The organism is Gordonia sp. B8661-1, assembly GCF_059427765.1.
This window is the reverse complement of record NZ_JCAHRL010000001.1, coordinates 686,799-701,311: the sequence shown is the minus strand read 5'-3', so window position 1 is coordinate 701,311 and position 14,513 is coordinate 686,799. Positions and strand designations below refer to the sequence as shown.

General features: G+C 66.2%; 11 protein-coding genes. 3 read left to right on the top strand and 8 right to left on the bottom strand.

Annotated elements, in window-relative coordinates:
* Window positions 1-38: 38 nt before the first annotated feature.
* The 4 genes from dusB to gad form a co-directional block, all read right to left on the bottom strand.
* Complete coding sequence (gene dusB, locus AC4JJG_RS03300) at window positions 39-1,217, bottom strand: tRNA dihydrouridine synthase DusB (protein WP_495398955.1); 1,179 nt, start codon at window positions 1,215-1,217, stop codon at window positions 39-41.
* A gap of 50 nt (window positions 1,218-1,267) precedes the next feature.
* Window positions 1,268-2,260 carry an acyl-ACP desaturase gene (locus tag AC4JJG_RS03295; RefSeq protein ID WP_495398956.1) on the bottom strand — a complete coding sequence of 331 codons (993 nt, stop codon included), beginning with the start codon at window positions 2,258-2,260 and terminating at the stop codon, window positions 1,268-1,270.
* A 380-nt stretch (window positions 2,261-2,640) separates the two neighbouring features.
* Complete coding sequence (locus AC4JJG_RS03290) at window positions 2,641-3,150, bottom strand: nuclear transport factor 2 family protein (RefSeq protein ID WP_495398957.1); 510 nt, start codon at window positions 3,148-3,150, stop codon at window positions 2,641-2,643.
* Window positions 3,151-3,204: 54 nt separating this feature from the next.
* Window positions 3,205-4,602, bottom strand: a complete 1,398-nt coding sequence (gene gad, locus AC4JJG_RS03285; RefSeq protein ID WP_495398958.1) for a glutamate decarboxylase — start codon at window positions 4,600-4,602, stop codon at window positions 3,205-3,207.
* Between the two features lie 137 nt (window positions 4,603-4,739).
* Between gad and AC4JJG_RS03280 the strand changes: the two genes are divergently transcribed.
* Together AC4JJG_RS03280 and AC4JJG_RS03275 are read left to right on the top strand one after the other, a co-directional pair.
* Window positions 4,740-6,152, top strand: a complete 1,413-nt coding sequence (locus AC4JJG_RS03280) for a WS/DGAT/MGAT family O-acyltransferase (RefSeq protein ID WP_495398960.1) — start codon at window positions 4,740-4,742, stop codon at window positions 6,150-6,152.
* 482 nt (window positions 6,153-6,634) lie between these two features.
* The gene (locus AC4JJG_RS03275) at window positions 6,635-7,306 is read left to right on the top strand and encodes a hypothetical protein (protein ID WP_495398961.1); all 672 of its coding nucleotides are present in this window, start codon (window positions 6,635-6,637) and stop codon (window positions 7,304-7,306) included.
* 10 nt (window positions 7,307-7,316) lie between these two features.
* Here the strand turns inward: AC4JJG_RS03275 and AC4JJG_RS03270 are convergent, their stop codons facing one another.
* Entirely contained in the window at window positions 7,317-9,341 is a 2,025-nt protein-coding gene (locus tag AC4JJG_RS03270) for an NAD(+) synthase (RefSeq protein ID WP_495398962.1), read from the bottom strand.
* 124 nt (window positions 9,342-9,465) lie between these two features.
* A complete protein-coding gene (locus AC4JJG_RS03265) occupies window positions 9,466-11,115 on the bottom strand; it encodes an AMP-binding protein (RefSeq protein WP_495398963.1) in 1,650 nt (549 codons plus the stop codon).
* A 173-nt stretch (window positions 11,116-11,288) separates the two neighbouring features.
* On the opposite strand from AC4JJG_RS03265, the gene AC4JJG_RS03260 reads away from it, so the two are divergent.
* On the top strand, window positions 11,289-11,843 hold the full coding sequence (locus tag AC4JJG_RS03260; RefSeq protein ID WP_495398964.1) for a hypothetical protein: 555 nt from the start codon (window positions 11,289-11,291) through the stop codon (window positions 11,841-11,843).
* Between the two features lie 78 nt (window positions 11,844-11,921).
* Here AC4JJG_RS03260 and AC4JJG_RS03255 read toward each other — a convergent pair whose 3' ends face one another.
* Window positions 11,922-13,079, bottom strand: a complete 1,158-nt coding sequence (locus AC4JJG_RS03255; protein ID WP_495398965.1) for an acyl-CoA dehydrogenase family protein — start codon at window positions 13,077-13,079, stop codon at window positions 11,922-11,924.
* Window positions 13,080-13,151: 72 nt separating this feature from the next.
* Window positions 13,152-14,348: an acyl-CoA dehydrogenase family protein gene (locus tag AC4JJG_RS03250; protein ID WP_495398966.1), complete on the bottom strand. Its 1,197-nt coding sequence runs from the start codon at window positions 14,346-14,348 to the stop codon at window positions 13,152-13,154.
* Window positions 14,349-14,513 lie beyond the last annotated feature (165 nt).

Genomic DNA, 14,513 nt, shown 5'->3' with positions numbered 1-14,513 from the left:
ACGAATGGGTTGACGGCTCCCGGCGACACGTGACGACGCTATCCACCGGAGTGCATGATCTCGGCGCCCGCAGGCACGACATCCTCGTCCGGATCGTCGAGCCAGCCGTCGGGCAGCGCGACCTTCGCGGGCGAGCCCTGACGGCCGCGCGGACCGTGCCCGTCCTCGGGGAACGGTGCGTCCGCGGGCAGCGTGGCGACGAGTTCGCGGAGCTCGTCGACGGTACTGACGAGTGCGAGCCGGTTACGCAGATCCGAACCGGCCGGAAAGCCGCGCAGATACCAGGCGACGTGTTTGCGGATCTCGCGCATGCCCTTGTCCTCGCCGTGGTGATCGGCGAGCAGTTGGCCGTGGCGGACGATGATCTCGGACACCTCGCCCAGCGTGGGGGCGGCCGGCGCCGGCAGACCGTTCAGTTCGGCGGCGAGTTCGGCGAAGAGCCAGGGGCGTCCGAGACAGCCGCGGCCGATGACCACTCCGTCGCATCCCGTCTGCGCCATCATGGCGACCGCGTCACGCGGCTCGAAGATGTCGCCGTTGCCCAGCACCGGCACGTCGGTCACATGCTCCTTGAGGCGCGCGATCTCGTCCCAGGCCGCGACACCCGAATAGCGTTGCGACGCAGTGCGTGCGTGCAGGGCGACCGCCTGCGCCCCCTCCTCCGCGGCGATGCGCCCGGCGTCGAGGTGCGTGTGGTGGTCGTCGTCGATGCCGATGCGGAACTTCACCGTCACCGGGATGTCGGTGCCCTCGGTGGCGCGCACCGCGGCCGCGACGATCCGTCGGAACAGCTTGCGCTTGAAGGGAATTGCCGACCCGCCGCCCTTGCGGGTGACCTTGGGCACCGGGCAGCCGAAGTTCATGTCGATGTGGTCGGCGAGATTCTCGTCGACGATCATCTTCGCCGCCGCGTAGGTGTTCTCCGGGTCGACGGTGTAGAGCTGCATCGACCGCGGGTTCTCGTCCGGGCCGAAGGTCGTCATGTGCATGGTGACCGGATGCCGCTCGACGAGCGCACGGGCGGTGACCATCTCGCAGACGTACAGACCGGACACGGTGCCGGTGCGCGCGAGTTCCAGTTCGCGGCACAGGGTCCGGAACGCGACATTGGTGACACCGGCCATCGGGGCCAGCACGACCGGGCTGGCCAGCTCGATGGATCCGATGCGCAACGCGGGACCGGCGCCCGCGGCCAGGGCCGCGGACGCCGGTGACATTCGGCCCGCTCGCGGCGCTCCCGGCGCCGGTACGGGAGAAAGTGTGGTGCTCAGGATGCCTGACGCTCCCGCTTCGCGGCCTCGCGGGCGAGGGAACGATCACGCATCTCCTCGAAGCGGACGGTGTCCTTCTCGAGCTGCTCGAGGAAGGCGGCCAGCTCCTCGCGGGTCTTCTCGCCCTCGGCGGAGAGGTCGTCACGGTCGAAGACGTTCCACTTGCGCAGGACCGGCATGATGACCTCTTCGAGGTGCTGACGCAGGTCGTAGATGCCGTGCTTGGCCATCAGGACGCCGTTGCGGCGGAAGTTCGGCATGCCGGCGCCGGGCATCTGGAAGTTGGTGACGATGTCGGTGACGGCGCGCAGCGTCTGATCCGGGGCGATGTCCATGCCCGCGCCACAGATGTTGCGGTAGAAGATCATGTGCAGGTTCTCGTCGGCCGCGATGCGCTGCAGCATCTTGTCGGCGATCGGGTCGTTGCAGGCCTTACCGGTGTTGCGGTGGCTGACGCGGGTGGCGAGTTCCTGGAAGGTCACGTAGGCGACCGAGTGCAGCAGGCCGATCTCCTCGCCGTGCTCCTGCATCTCGTCGGCGCGGTCGGCGGCGGCCAGCAGCGGATCGTATCCGTTGGTCATGTGAATCATGCGCGCCTCTTCGAGGGCGACCGGATCGACACCGCGGGTGACGACGAGGTAGTCACGCATGACGATGCCGTGGCGGTTCTCCTCGGCGGTCCAGCGGCCGACCCAGTGGCCCCAGGCGGAATCCATGGAGAAGTTCTCGGCGATGACGCGGTGATAGGACGGCAGGTTGTCCTCGGTCAGCAGGTTGGTGACCATCGCGGCCTTGGCGACCTCGTCGAGCTGCGACTGCTCGGGGTCGTAGTCGACGCCACCGAGGGCGGCGAAGTTCTGTCCCTCGTCCCACGGCACGTAGTCGTGCGGGTTCCAGTCCTTGGCGATCTTCAGGTGCCGGTTGACGTTCTCCTCGGCCACAGGAGCCAGTTCCTGGAGCAGTTCGAGTTGCGTCAGCGTGCGTGCCATGGTGGATGTTCCTCCGAACGATGTGGCGTTGTGGGTCGGTCGTGCGGTGCGGGTTCCTGCGTGCCCGGGCGGTTCACGAGTGACGGTGGACCGGCTCCCCGAGGCGGCTCACGGGCACTGATCAGTGGTCCAGCCTACGACATCGGGGCAGGTGTACCCAAGTTCGTCCGCTGAAGATTTCGTGATCGTCGGTGCCGACGTTACGCCGGTCGGCGACGGGTGACAGTGTCCTTGCTCACCCGCTCCGACCGTCGTTGCCGGTCTCCCGACATGGTCTCCGATCCGCGCACCGAAAGCCATGGTTTCCCGGGATTGGCAGGGAACCTGCTGGTCGGCAACGGGATCGTCGGTGATTCCGCCGATGCCGAGGCGGCGCGGCGTCAGCGGCGCGCGAACATCCTCCCGACGCCGGTCATCCACCGCTCGGACGGTTCGTCGAGGGTGCCGAGTTCGGCGGCCTTCTCGCACCAGCGCATCGCCGCCTGCCCGAACTCCATCGGGTTGTAGACGTCCTCCTCCCGGCTCCACAATCCGTCGCCCGCATAGGTCAGGATCGTGATGTTGGTGGCGGTGATGTGCGTACCGTCGCCCGGATCCCGCATCGGGTTGTCGACCTCGCAGATGACGCGTCCGGTCGGGGCGTCGACGACGTGCCACAGCGAGGGATAGCCGGTCATGTGGCTGCCCGGGAACGCCGTCATCGTCTTCCAGATCCAGGTCCGGATCTCCTCGCGTCCGGACATGGTGCCCAGCGCGTGTTCGACGTAGTCGGCGTCCTCGGTGAACAACTCGGCGAAGCGGTCCCAGTCCCGGCTGATCGCGATCTCCGCGACGGTCGCCTGGAACTGCCGGAACGCCTCGTCGAGTTCGGCGGCGGTGAAAGTGCTCATCGGCGCCGACATTACTGGAACGAGTTCTGGTTTTCGGTGTTTCCGGCGAGGGCTCTAATGGTGGAAAGCGCCCTCGCGCATGGGTTCCGGGATCGGGCCTGAGAGGCTGTCGAGATAGGACACGGAGTCGCGGATGTCGTTCATCAGATGACCCGCCATGTCCATCGACAATCCGTTCCGCACCACGATCCGCTGGACGGTGCGGTCGGTCAGGTTGTCGGGCATCGGATACGCCGGCACCAGCCACCCGCGTTCCCGCAGCTGCGCCGACAGATGGTGCAGATTCCAGTTGTCGGTGTGACCGGCCCTCAGCCGCCACGCGAAGACCGGGATGTCGGAGCCCTCACTGACCAGATCGAACGGTCCCAGGTTGCCGATCTGTTCGGACAGTCGGTGCGCGACGTCCTGGCAGCTCTGCTGGACCGCGCGATAGCCCTCGAAACCGAGGCGCAGGAATTGGTAGTACTGCAGCAGCACCTGCGCGCCCGGCCGGGAGAAGTTCAGTGCGAAGGTCGGCATGTCGCCGCCGAGGTAGCTGACCCGGAATATCAAGCTTTCGGGCAGCAGTGCCGCGTCACGCCACACCACCCAGCCGATCCCCGGGTAGACCAGGCCGTACTTGTGGCCGGACATATTGATGGACGCGACCCGCGGCACCCGGAAATCCCACTCCAGATCCGGCTGCAGGAAGGGGGCCACCATGCCACCGGACGCGGCGTCGACGTGGATGGACAGATCGGGTCCGCCATCGGCGGCGATCGCGTCGAGTGCGGTACCGATCGCGGCCACCGGTTCATAGGCGCCGGTGTAGGTGACACCCATGATCGCGACGACACCGATGGTGTTCTCGTCGACATGCTGTGCCAGTTCGTGACCGTCGAGCACCGGATGATCGTCGGAGATCGGCACGTAGCGGGCCTCGACCTCGAAGTAGTTGCAGAACTTCTCCCAGCAGACCTGCACGGCCGACGACATGACCAGATTCGGCCGCTCGGTCGACTTGCCCGCGGCACGTCGGCGTTCCTGCCACGCGCGTTTCAGTGCGAGCCCGCCGAGCATCGACGCCTCCGACGAACCGATCGTCGACGTGCCGATCGCGCTGGTCGGTTCCGGGGCGTGCCAGAGGTCGGCGAGGATTGTCCAACAGCGGGTTTCGATGGCGGCGGTGGCCGGGTACTCGTCCTTGTCGATCATGTTCTTCGCGGCGGATTCGACATACAGACGGTCGGCGTGGGTATCCATCCACGTGCTCACGAAGGTCGCCAGGTTCAGCCGCGCGTTGCCGTCGAGCATCGCCTGGTCGTGGACGATCTGATAGGCGGTCTCGGGCAGCGACGGATCGTCCGGAAGGCGGAACCGGGGGAACTCGGTCGCCTCACCGGGCCGGGTGAAGAGTGGATTGGTTGCGACGGGCAGGTCTGCGAGGGCTTTCCGGCGTTCGATCGGCTCCATCTCTGCACGCTAACCGAGAACGGCCCGTGGGGCTCGGCCGTCGGGCATGATGAGAAACCGGCACGACTCGGTTCGCGCCGCATTTCGGACAATGTGAGCGCGAGGGGGCCACCGCGACGGTGGTGCGGAGGTGGAATATGGAGCGGCTCAGCGGACTTGACGCGTCTTTTCTGTATCTGGAGACCCGATCGCAGCTGATGCACGTGATCGGCCTGATCGAGATCGATCCGGGCACCATGCCGGGCGGCTACGAATTCGTGCGGTTACGCGACGAATTGGAGAACCGGATCGCGGCGATGCCGAACTTCCGGCGCAAACTCGACAACTCACTGCTCAACATCGATCACCCGGTCTGGATCGAGGACGACGACTTCGACATCGAGCGCCATGTGCACCGGGTCGCGGTGCCCGCGCCGGGCGGTGTCGAGGAGGTGGCCGAACTGATCGGACACCTGGCCGGCCAGACCCTCGATCGAGGTAAACCACTGTGGGAACTGTGGATCATCGAGGGGATGGCCGACGGCAAGGCGATGGCCATGCTGCGCGTGCACCACGCGAGCGTCGACGGTGTCACCAGCGCCGAGATGCTCGCGCAACTGTGCACGCTGACCCCGGAGTCACCCGAACTCGATCCGGACCGTGTGCGTGAGACGGCGGGCGGGTCGTCGCGGGCCACGATGGCACTGACCGGTGCGGTCAACTACATGGTGCAGCGGCCCATCGCCATGGCGAAGCTTCTTCCGAATACGGTGGGTGTGCCCCTCGGCTGGCTGCGGCGGGCGCGCGCCGACGCCGCGATGCCCGCACCGTTCCGTGCGCCGCGCACCCGATTCAACGCGCCGATCACCCCGCACCGCACCATCGCCTTCAGCCAGTTGCCGCTCGCCGACGTGAAGAAGGTGAAGAACCGCTTCGGCGTGAAGATCAACGACGTGGTCCTCGCCATCACCGGCGGAGTGCTGCGCGACTATCTCCTCGACCGGGATGAATTGCCCGAACAGCCGTTGGTCGCCATGCTTCCGGTGTCCGTGCACGGGGCCGACGAAAAGGATCTGGTCGTCGGCGGCACCAACAAGGTCACCGGCATGTTCACCCTGCTGCCGACCGATGTCGCCGACCCGGTCGAGCGTCTCGAATACGCATCCGAACAAACCCGGAAGTCGAAGGCGCACCACGCCGAGATCGACGCGAACATCCTGCGCGCCTGGGCCCAATTCGCGCCCGGCACAACGATGTCGACGATCATGAAGGTGTACGGCAACCGGCGGTTGTCGCTGAAACATCCGCCGATCTTCAACGTGCTGGTGTCCAACGTCGCCGGACCCGATTTCCCGCTGTACTTCCTGGGGTGTCGCGTCACCGGCGTCTACCCGCTCGGCCCGATCTTCCACGGCAGCGGCATGAACATCACCGTGTTCTCCGCCGACGGCAAGCTCAACGTCGGCCTGCTGTCCTGCCCCGACCTCGTGCCCGACGTCTGGTCAATCGCCGAGGGCTTCGCCGACAAACTGGCCGAACTCGTTGCCGCCTGCGACGATCCGGACGATTGAACGACCAGTGGCCGCACCTATGACCCGCTGATCGAGCCCGCGAGCGAACCTCGACACCGGTTGATCGGGCGCGCTGCGGGTGAGTCTCGACGTCCGCTGATCGGGCGCGCTGCGGGTGAGTCTCGACGTCCGCTGATCGGGGGCGCTGCGGGTGAGTCTCGACGTCCGCTGATCGAGTAGCCCGCGAGCGTAGCGAGCGCGCGTATCGAGATCACACCGCTCGGGACTGTTGAAAAGTACCCCGTGTCAATGTCTTACCGCGTAGTGTGTTCGTCGTGTTGGTCAGTCGCCGCACGCGGCGGGCCGGGCAGCGAGAACGTCGGGAGGGTGACGCGCCTCGCGCGACTTTCGTCCTTCCCGTACCCGCATCATCGTCGATGACGTGAACCTTGTTCCATGGCAGGCCGATTGGGTGCTGCATGCCGGCAACCGGTTGGATCGTGCCCCTTCCTCGTCCGGATTCCAGACATCAGGGGTTTCTCATGCTTAGACGTATTCGCAGAATTGTTCTCGCACTCACCGGGGTTGTCGTCGTCGGCGGATCGACGATGGTGGCGGTCGCCGAAGCGGCACCCGATTCCGGAAGCTCCGCTCCCGGCTGTTTCGCCATCCCGGTCACTCCGGTCCTGACGTGGGGGTGGGGGCCGCAGGATGGCGCGGCCGCAGGCACGATCACATCAGGGACCGGTGCCCGGGGCAGCGGATTCCTCGATCTGTCGGGCTCGGCTCGGCACAACATGTTTCACCTGGCCGGCGTGCCGTTGAAGCCGGTGGCAGTCCTGCCCGGCGCCATCGGCTTCCGGCATCACGGCCGCTACGTCTCGTATCAGATTCGTCTGCTCGGTGCGGACCGCATCGACAACAACACCTCCGGCTTCACCACCCTGGTCTGGGAACCGGCGTGGAACGGTGGCAGCGGGGAGGCCGGCTGGGTGAACAGCCGAAACCTCGGGTCGGAGCGCTGGTGGAGCACCCAGGGGATCAACGGACTCCCGGATCGCAACCAGACGATGACCTTGGCGCAGATCTCGGCCCGTAATCCGCGTGCCGTCGTCACCTCGTACGGAGTGCAGGGTGACGGGACCCCCGCGCAGGCCGACGACGTCTCCTTCGGTTGTGCGCGCTGGGATTTCGAGCCGGGCTTCGGTTTCTGATCGCGGCAGGTCAGCGGCGTTCGAGTGCCTCCCGCCACGTGCGTGACGACGCATCCGACGGTGACCGCCAGTCGCCGCGCGGCGACAGTGAGCCGCCGGAACCGATTTTCGGGCCGTTGGGCATGGCGGTGCGCTTGAACTGGTTCGCCATGAACCGCTTGAGGAACACATCGAGCCAGTGCTCGATGGTCGCGGAATCGTAGGCGTTGCGGCGTGATTCGTCGATCATGTCCGACCACGGACCGCGGTTCACGTCGCTCCACGCCTGCTCGGCGAGGTAGGCGATCTTGTCCGGCCGGTAGCCGTAGCGCGTCAGGTAGTAGAGGAAGAAGTCGTGCAGCTCGTAGGGGCCGACGGTGTCCTCGGTGCTCTGGATCGCGCCGTCCTCGCCCGGCGGCACGAGTTCCGGTGAGATCACGTCGCCGAGGATCTCGGTGAGTGCGCCGGTGGTCTCCGACGAGTACGCACCGGTATCGATCATCCACCGGATGAGGTGCTGGATCAGGGTTTTCGGCACCGACGAGTTGACGTTGTAATGCGACATCTGGTCGCCGACGCCGTAGGTGCACCAGCCCAGAGCCAGTTCCGAGAGATCGCCGGTCCCGAGCACGATCGCGTTGTGCAGGTTGGCCAGACGGAACAGGTGCGAGGTCCGCTCACCGGCCTGCACGTTCTCGAAGGTCACGTCGTAGACCTTCTCGCCCTTGGCATACGGGTGGCCCAGGTCGGCGAGCATCTGCTCGCACGAGGGCCGGATGTCGAGTTCGGTGCCGGTCACGCCCAGCGACTCCATCAGGGTGTGGGCGCGACGCAAACTGTCTGTGCCGGTGGCGAATCCGGGCATGGTGTACGCGAGGATATCGCTCCGGGGGAGTCCGAGCCGGTCGAAGGTGTCGACGGCGACCAGCAGCGCCAGCGTCGAGTCCAGCCCGCCCGACACCCCGATGACGATCTTCGAGATGCCGGTGGCGCGCAGGCGTGCGGCCAGCCCCTGTACCTGGATGTTGCCGACCTCGCGGCATCGTTCGTCGCGATCGGCCGATCCGGCGGGGACGAACGGGAATCGGGGCACGGTCCGTCGCAGCTCGTCGTCCACGTCGTCGGTCGAGCCGAGTTCGAAGGGTATGCGCCGCAATGACTTCAGTTGGTCGGCGTAATCGCCGACCTGATCGCGCAGGCTGATCATCCGCATCCGTTCCTGACGCAGACGGTCGAGATCGATGTCGGCCGTGATCGCCTGGCCGTCCATGGCGAACTGTTCACTGCGTGCGAGGAGGGTCCCGTTCTCGGTGATCAGGGCGTCGCCGTCCCACGCGAGATCGGTGGTGGACTCGCCGTAACCGGCCGCGACGTAGATCTGCGCGGCGACGCACCGTGCGGAATGGCTGGTGGACAACGACTTCCGGTAGGCCTCCTTGCCGACGGTGACCGGGCTGCCGGACAGGTTCGCGAGCACTGTCGCACCGCCGAGGGACGCCCATGTCGACGGCGGGATCGGCACCCAGCCGTCCTCGCAGATCTCCACGTGCACGGCGAAACCGTCGACATCCGTCGCCTCGAAGATCAGATCCGAACCGAAGGGCACGTCGGTGCCGAGGACCCGCGCGGTCGTCGTCACGGCGTCGCGTGCGGCGGCGAAGTAGCGCTGCTCGTAGAACTCCCGGTAGTTGGGCAGATACGACTTGGGCACCACACCGAGGATCGATCCGTCGTGGATCACCGCCGCGCAGTTGTACAGTCCGTCGCCGACGACCAGTGGCACACCGACGGCGACCAGCGGCCGCAGCCCGCGCGTCGCCTCGACGATCCGTTCGAGCCCGGTCAGGCAGGCGTCGAGCAGCGCGTCCTGCTGGACGAGGTCATCGATGGAGTACCCGCACAGCCCCAGCTCCGGGAACACCACCAGGGCGGCACCGTCGTCGGCGGCGGCCCGCAGGTGGTCGATGGTGCGGTCGGTGTTCGCGACCGGATCGGCGATCGACACCACCGGCACCACACCGGTGACCCGGGCGAATCCGTGCTCATAGACAGACACACCGTGAGTTTAGCGGCGTGGCAGTGTCGGCTCGACGCTGCGGAAAACATCGTCGTGAAGCCCCTCCGAGGGCATAGTGCCCTCGAAGGCCTCTGACGACGACGTTTTCCGCAGGGAGACGCACTCAGGCGATCAGGTGGCGCCTGCCGTGGGTGTCGAACTCGCCGGCGATCGCATCCGCCTCGGCGGGGGAGAGTAGGCGATAGCTCTGACCGGTCCACGTCCACACCGGATCGTCGGTGAGCCAGCGCTGCCGCTTGAGGGTGGGCTTGTCGACCTTGTTCGTCGCGGTCAGCGGCACGTGACGGGTTATCCGGACGAAGGACGGCGACCACTTGGTGCCCATGTCGGGTTGCTCGGCCAGGAACCGGGCGAATCCGTCGGCATCGAAGTCACCGGCGTCCGGGGTCAGTTCGAGCGTCGCCATCACCCGATCACCGGTGCGCGGATCGGGTACCGCGTACACGACGGCGGTGGCCACGTCGGGATGGCGCAACAGGATTCGTTCGATGGGAGCCGCTCCGAAGTTCTCCGAGTCGACGCGAATCCAGTCGCTGGTGCGGCCGCCGTAGTAGAAGTAGCCCTCGGCGTCGCGGTAGCCCAGGTCGCCGGTCCAGTAGTCGGCGCCACCGTGCAGTCGTTCGGCCGTGGCCTCCGGATTGCGGTAGTAGCCCTCGAACATCCGGCCGCCGTTGCGGGACACGATCTCGCCGATCGCCTCCGCGGCGTTCACGATCGAGCCGTGCTCGTCGAATTGGGCCGGGGGACATTCGTTTCCGTCCGGATCGAGAATGACCGGATCGTGGCCCTGCTGTGCGACTCCCAGCGCGCCGGGCGGTGTGTCCTCGGTGTGAATGATGTAGCAGGCACCCTCCGACGATCCGTACGACTCGAAGAGCGGTGCGCCGTATCGCCGGGCGAACTCGGCACGGTCCTGGGAGCTCGCCTCGGTGCCGAAACCGAATCGCAGGCGGTTGTCGGATTCCTCCGGGCGTTCCGGCTGCGCCAGTACGTAGGCGAGGGAGCGGCCCACATAGTTGAAGAAGGTCGCGCCGAAACGACGGATGTCGGGCAGGAATCCCGAGGCGGAGAACTTGTCGCGCAGGGCGAATGCCGCGCCGCTGGTGATGCACGGCCCCCAGGCGCCCATCAGCGCGTTGCCGTGGAAGAGCGGCATCGCGTTGTAGGCGACGTCGTCGGTATCGAATTCGATGGGGTTGAGCTGGGAGACCCGTGCCCAGCGGCCGGTCGAGCAGATCACCGCCTTCGGTGCGCCGGTCGAGCCCGAGGTGAAGAGCAGCAGCAGCGTGGTCGTCGGATCGAGACCCTCGGCCGATGCCGCGGGTTCATCGTCGGCATGGGCGTCCAGCATCGACCGGTAGTCGTCGTGCTCGACCTCGATGATGCGGCCGATGTCGGACTCGATGCCGTTCAGCAGTTCCCGTTCGGCGTCGTCGACGAGGATCGCGGCGCAGTCGGTGGCCGCGATGTCGCGGGCGAGTTCCGCGCCCCGACGCGTCGGGTTGATGCCCACGATCGTCGCCCCGCAGAGAGTCGCACCCGCGACGAGGAACAGGTATTCGGGGCTATTCCGCATGAGCAGCCCGATATGCCAGGGTGAGCCGTCGGACGGTCGCAGATCGGTGAGCACGCCGGCCCGCGCCGCGGCCTCGTCGAGCAGCTCACGCCACGTCCAGGTGCGGTCGGCGAACATGAGGGCGGTGGTGTCGTCGTCGGCTCGCTCGAGGAACAGCTCGGCCATGGTTGCGTGCATGCGGAATCGGCTCCTGTGTCGGGGCAGGGGTGTGACCGACGTTACAAGCGAACGAATGAAATTCATGCGCTTGTCTCGCTGAGTGAAAGTGGGGTGCGTACGCTGCGGCGAGAGCGATCGGGGGAGTGTTCTCAGCGGAAGAGGCTGCAGTGATTCGCCTACGTTTCGAAAAGATGGAACCGCCGGCTCCCCCGGACAGCTACGACCCCACGTACCGGTTTTCGCTACTCAGCGAGGACGGTGCCTCAACGGTGGTCTTCGAGGCGGCGTTGGTCGGCGAGGAGTTCGTCAACTGGTTCCTGGCCCACGATCAGGCCATTCGTACGGAATCTGCAGTGTTCTCGGTCGAACCGAATGAATCATTGCCGGAGGCCTTCTGGCGTGCGTGGGATGAGCTTCCCGAATGGGACGTGGACGGGGCGCCGGAGGACGTCAAGGATCCGGACGATCCGCGACGTGAGGAGTTATTCGGCTACCGCGAACGCCACAGTTCGGTGTTCGCCGCCGAAGGAATGGCATTTCCGGAGTTCTTCTTCGGCATCGGTTCCGAAGGGCCGGAATTCTCGTGCATCGGGGCTCCGCGATCGTTGGAGCCGGAACCATGGTCCGGGCCTGAATGGACATGGCGGCATCACCCCATCGACTATGACGAGTTTTTCGGATGGCTGCGCCAGGAATATCCCGATGCCCCCTATCCGGAACCGGAGTGGCTGGAGGACGAGGAGTAGCCGCGCTTCCCGCTCACCTGTCCCCGTTCCCGCTCACGTCTGAGCCATGAGCGGGAACGGAAAAGGTGAGCGCGACGGTCAGAGGCCGAGGTCCTTGGCGATGATCGTCTTCATGACCTCGTTGGTGCCGCCGTAGATACGGCTCACGCGGGTGTCCGCGTACAGGCGTGCGATCGGGTATTCGAGGATGTAGCCGTACCCGCCGTGCAGCTGGAGGCATTTGTCGATGACGCGGCCCGCCGTCTCGGTGGCGAAGAGCTTCACGCGCGCCGCGTCCGGCACGGACAATTCGCCCGCGTTGTGCAGGGTGAGCGCCCGGTCGACGAACTGCTGGATCGCCTCGACCTCCGCCGAGCATTCGGCGAGCACGAACTTGGTGTTCTGGAACGACGCCACCGGCTTGCCGAACACGTCGCGCTCACGTGTGTACGCGAGGGCATGCTGGACGGCGGCCGCCGCGGTCGCCGCCGCACCGATCGCGATGCTGAGACGTTCCTGCGCGAGATTCTGCGTGAGGTAGGTGAATCCCGCGCCCTCCTCGCCGAGACGATCCTCGACGGGAACCTTCACCCCGGTGAAGGACAGTTCGGCGGTGTCGGATGCCTTGAGACCGATCTTTTCCAGTTTGCGGCCCACCGCGAAGCCCTCGGACGTCGTGTCCACGACGAGGATCGACAGGCCCGCACGGCGATTCGCCTCGTCGAAGGGGGCGGTGCGGCAGACGACCAGGATGCGGTCGGCCAGCGCGCCTCCGGTGATGAAGGTCTTCGCGCCGTCGAGGATGTAGTGGCTGCCGTCCTCGGACAGTTTCGCGGTGGTGGAGATGTTGGCGAGGTCGGAGCCGGTGCCGGGTTCGGTCATCGCGATCGCGAACATCAGTTCGCCGGAACAGAATCCGGGAATCCAGCGCTGCTTCTGCTCGTCGGTGGCGTTGGTCATCAGGTACGGCAGGATGAGGTTGGCATGCACCGAATAGCTGCCGAAGCTGACGCCCGCGGCCGCGGTCTCCTCGGCGATGACCATCGAATAGGTGAAATCGTCGGCACCGCCACCGCCGAACTCCTCGGGGGCCTCGATGCCCAGCACGCCGAGTTCGCCGAGGCGGTTGTAGAACTCGCGCGGCGGATGCCCCTGCTTCTCCCAGTCGTGGTAGACCGGCGCGACCTCCTTGGCGATGAAATCGCGGATGGTGGTGCGGAAGGCGTCGTGATCGTCGGTGAAAACGGTGCGCTGCATGATATTTCCTCGCGGTACGTCGATGGTATGGGTGCGGTGCTCGTGCTCGTTGCCCAATTATGCTGGGCGGTACTACTTTTCGCGGTACTCGCGCAGGAGTCCCTTGCTGATGATCTGCTTCTGGATCTCGCTGGTGCCCTCGCCGATGAGCAGGAACGGCGCCTCGCGCATCAGTCGTTCGATCTCGAACTCCGTGGAGTATCCGTATCCGCCGTGAATGCGGAACGATGCCTGGGTGACCTCGGCGCAGTATTCACTGCACAGGTACTTCGCCATGCCTGCGGCGACGTCGTTGCGTTCGCCGGAATCCTTGAGGCGGGCCGCGTTGACCATCATCAAGTGGGCGGCCTCGACCTTGGTGCCCATCTCGGCGAGGCTGAAGGCGATGGCCTGATGGTCGGCGATCGGTTTGCCGAACGTGGTGCGCTGCTGGGCATATCGGGCCGCCAGCTCGAAAGCGCGCTGTGCCACACCGCAGGCGCGGGCGGACACGTTGACCCGGCCGACCTCGACGCCGTCCATCATGTGTGCGAAGCCGCGGCCCGGTGTGCCACCGAGGATGTCGGTGGCCCTGGCGGCGTATCCGTCGAAGATGAGCTCGGTGGTGTCGATGCCCTTGTAGCCCATCTTGTCGATCTTCCCCGGGATGGTGATGCCGGGCAGCACCTCACCGAAGCCCGCGGGCTTCTCGATGAGGAAGGTCGTCAGATTGCGGTGCGGCTTCTCCTCGCCCTCGTCGGTGCGCACCAGGGCGGCGACGAGGGTGGAGCTGCCACCGTTGGTGAGCCACATCTTCTGGCCGTTGATGGTGTAGTTGCCGTCGGCGCCGCGGGTGGCGGTGGTGCGGATGGCTGCGACGTCGGAGCCGAGCGCCGGCTCGGACATCGAGAACGCGCCCCGCACCTCGCCGGTCGCCATGCGCGGGAGGAAATGGTGCTTCTGGTCGTCGGTGCCGTGCTGCCGGATCATGTACGCGACGATGAAATGCGTGTTGATGACGCCCGACACGCTCATCCAGCCGCGCGCCAGCTCCTCCACGCAGAGTGCGTAGGTGAGCAGCGATTCGCCGAGCCCGCCGTATTCCTCGGGGATCATCAGGCCGAAGAGGCCCATCTCCCGCATCCCGTCGACGATCTCCTGCGGGTACGTGTCCGAGTGCTCGAGTTCCTGCGCGTACGGGATGATCTGCTTGTCGACGAAAGACCGGACATTCGCGACGATCTCGTTCTGGACGTCGGTCAGTCCGGCGGTCTGGGCCAGGCGGGTCATGGCGTGCGGGTCTCCCGGGGGGTGGTCGGAGTCAGGCCATCTCACAGCATGCCGGGTCGCGATCATTGCCGGAACGATCGTTCGGGCTAAGGCACCGATAGCGACTGCCAATAGTGCTTGCTGGGACGCCGGATCATAGGCAGCGCCTCACTGACCGTGAGTGTG

Coding starts and splice junctions, on each gene's coding strand:
- dusB (WP_495398955.1), bottom strand. CDS start 1,217: ATGTCACCGGCGTCCGCGGCCCTGGCCGCGGGCGCCGGTCCCGCGTTG.
- AC4JJG_RS03295 (WP_495398956.1), bottom strand. CDS start 2,260: ATGGCACGCACGCTGACGCAACTCGAACTGCTCCAGGAACTGGCTCCT.
- AC4JJG_RS03290 (WP_495398957.1), bottom strand. CDS start 3,150: ATGAGCACTTTCACCGCCGCCGAACTCGACGAGGCGTTCCGGCAGTTC.
- gad (WP_495398958.1), bottom strand. CDS start 4,602: ATGGAGCCGATCGAACGCCGGAAAGCCCTCGCAGACCTGCCCGTCGCA.
- AC4JJG_RS03280 (WP_495398960.1), top strand. CDS start 4,740: ATGGAGCGGCTCAGCGGACTTGACGCGTCTTTTCTGTATCTGGAGACC.
- AC4JJG_RS03275 (WP_495398961.1), top strand. CDS start 6,635: ATGCTTAGACGTATTCGCAGAATTGTTCTCGCACTCACCGGGGTTGTC.
- AC4JJG_RS03265 (WP_495398963.1), bottom strand. CDS start 11,115: ATGCACGCAACCATGGCCGAGCTGTTCCTCGAGCGAGCCGACGACGAC.
- AC4JJG_RS03260 (WP_495398964.1), top strand. CDS start 11,289: ATGGAACCGCCGGCTCCCCCGGACAGCTACGACCCCACGTACCGGTTT.
- AC4JJG_RS03255 (WP_495398965.1), bottom strand. CDS start 13,079: ATGCAGCGCACCGTTTTCACCGACGATCACGACGCCTTCCGCACCACC.
- AC4JJG_RS03250 (WP_495398966.1), bottom strand. CDS start 14,348: ATGACCCGCCTGGCCCAGACCGCCGGACTGACCGACGTCCAGAACGAG.